Source organism: Kitasatospora sp. NPDC093558 (assembly GCF_040683475.1).
Lineage (GTDB): Bacteria > Actinomycetota > Actinomycetes > Streptomycetales > Streptomycetaceae > Kitasatospora.
Map to the genome: position 1 here is coordinate 1 of NZ_JBFBDY010001366.1, position 1,092 is coordinate 1,092.

At 76.0% G+C, this 1,092-nt stretch carries 1 protein-coding gene and 1 pseudogene; both read left to right on the forward strand.

What is annotated here, in order from left to right; all coding sequences use genetic code 11:
• Positions 1 to 144 precede the first annotated feature (144 nt).
• Positions 145 to 882 carry a tetratricopeptide repeat protein gene (locus AB0O00_RS41020; RefSeq protein WP_363659743.1) on the forward strand — a complete coding sequence of 246 codons (738 nt, stop codon included), beginning with the start codon at positions 145 to 147 and terminating at the stop codon, positions 880 to 882.
• Positions 879 to 1,092 (forward strand): annotated as a pseudogene (locus tag AB0O00_RS41025) (MFS transporter); the annotation flags it as partial. The gene AB0O00_RS41020 and the pseudogene AB0O00_RS41025, both read left to right, overlap by 4 nt.

Sequence of the window (1,092 nt, forward strand, 5' to 3'; positions counted from 1 at the left end):
GGGGAGGGCGTGCGTCGGGTTATCCACAGGCCTGCTCGCCGAACGGGCCGTCACCGGGGGAGGCGGCCCGGACCTGGCCGATGAAGTCGGCGGTCAGCTGCTCGACGACGCCACCCGGCCGAGGCGGTCGACCGCTACCGCTCCGTGCTCGACCACCAGGAACCCCGGCTCGGCCCCGACCACGCCGACACGGTGGCCTCCTTCGGCCGCTTCGCCTACTGGACCGGGGAACTCGGCGACCCTGAGCGCGCCGTCCCACGCTACGACGAACTCCTCGCCCGACAGCGGCGGCTGCTCGACGACGGCCACCTCGCCGTGCTCAACACCCGGGCGAACCTGGTCTCCTGGCACGGCCAGGCGGGCCGGACCGGGCCGGCCCTGGAGCTGTGCGAGGAGCTCCTGCGCGACGTCGAGCGGCACACCCCCGAGGACCACCCGCTGCGCCCGATCACCGAGGCCGAGCACGCCCATTGGAGGGGCGCCGCGGGCGCCCCGGCCGAGGCCGCGGCGGCCCTGCTCCTCGTCCTGCCGCGGGTGACCGCCGCGCTCGGCCCCGCCCACACCGACCCGTTCGCGGTGCGGTGGCGGATCGCCCACTGGACCGGCGTGGCGGGCCGGCCCTCGCAGGCCCGGGAGCTGATGCGCAGCCTGCTGACGGACGTCAGCTCGGTGCTGATCCCCGAGCACGTCACCTTCCTGACCTGCCGGGTGGAGTACGCCCACTGGACGCTGGCGACGGGCGACGTGGAGCAGGCCAGGGCCCTGCTGACCGAGCTGGCCCCCGAGGTGGAGGCGGTGCTGGGGCCCGGGCACCCGGAGGCCGTACGGGCCCGTGAGCTGCTGGCCGCCCTGCCCGACCCCGCGGCGGGACGGGAGCGGTGAGCGGCCGCACCCCGGCACGGGACTCGAAGCGGCAGTCCCGGTGGACTGGTGCGCTCGGCACCCGCGGGCTTCCGGCGGCGTTCTGGTGGCTGTGGGTGAGCACCCTGGTGAACCGCCTGGGCACCTTCGCCGTCCCGTTCCTGACGCTCTACCTGACCATGGAGCGCGGCCGCTCGGCGGCGTTCGCCGGGCTGGTCGCGGCGGCGTTCG